This is a genomic window from Vibrio sp. 811, from assembly GCF_033339195.1.
Window position 1 is genome coordinate 1 of record NZ_JAWOUB010000417.1, and the last position, 696, is coordinate 696.

Below are 696 nucleotides of genomic sequence, written 5' to 3' on the forward strand. Positions count from 1 at the left end.
ATATCGTCAGATTGTCGCCCGCTACATGTTGCGCCACAAAGTCAAACCAGGCATTACAGGTTGGGCTCAAATCAACGGCTATCGCGGCGAAACCGACACGCTCGATAAGATGGAAAAGCGCGTCGAGTTTGATTTGGATTACATCCATCATTGGTCAGTTTGGATGGACATCAAAATCATCTTCCTTACCGTGTTCAAAGGCTTTACTGGCTCCAATGCGTACTAAGGCGGCGATGATGAAAACAACAACTCCAGCGCTTGCGCTTGCCCTTTGTTCAACAGCTGCATTCGCAGAGCCAATGGCGTATCAAACTGAATCTGGCATTGAGTTTATCCCATTGGTCAAAGCCTTCTACGAAGGCGACGACAACATAAACAAAGCGGAAAAATCTCAAGATATAGAATCCGTAAACATTTGGGGACTAGAGCCTAGCTTGTTGGCACGTATCGAACGCAATCAATATCGCGCAGACATTCAGTACAAGCTGAAAGCGGGCTTTTCTTCGGACGATAAGAATGATTACGATGACCATACCTTTCAGTTCACCAATTTTTTTGAATTCAATCATCGTCATCGTTTAGTCGTGGATTATCGTTTTCAGGCATTGCATGAAATCCGCGGTGAAGACATCACTGAAGGACAAGGTAACCTTCTCGATTCACCTATCGAGTTTTACCGTAATGATTTGAAAACCA

At 44.7% G+C, this 696-nt stretch carries 1 protein-coding gene and 1 pseudogene; both read left to right on the forward strand.

Features of this window, described 5'->3' with window-relative positions:
- A partial coding sequence (locus R7Q46_RS27225; RefSeq protein ID WP_318078273.1) for a sugar transferase occupies positions 1–226 on the forward strand: 226 nt, incomplete at its 5' end.
- A pseudogene (locus R7Q46_RS27230) lies at positions 216–696 on the forward strand (capsular biosynthesis protein); the annotation flags it as partial. The gene R7Q46_RS27225 and the pseudogene R7Q46_RS27230, both read left to right, overlap by 11 nt.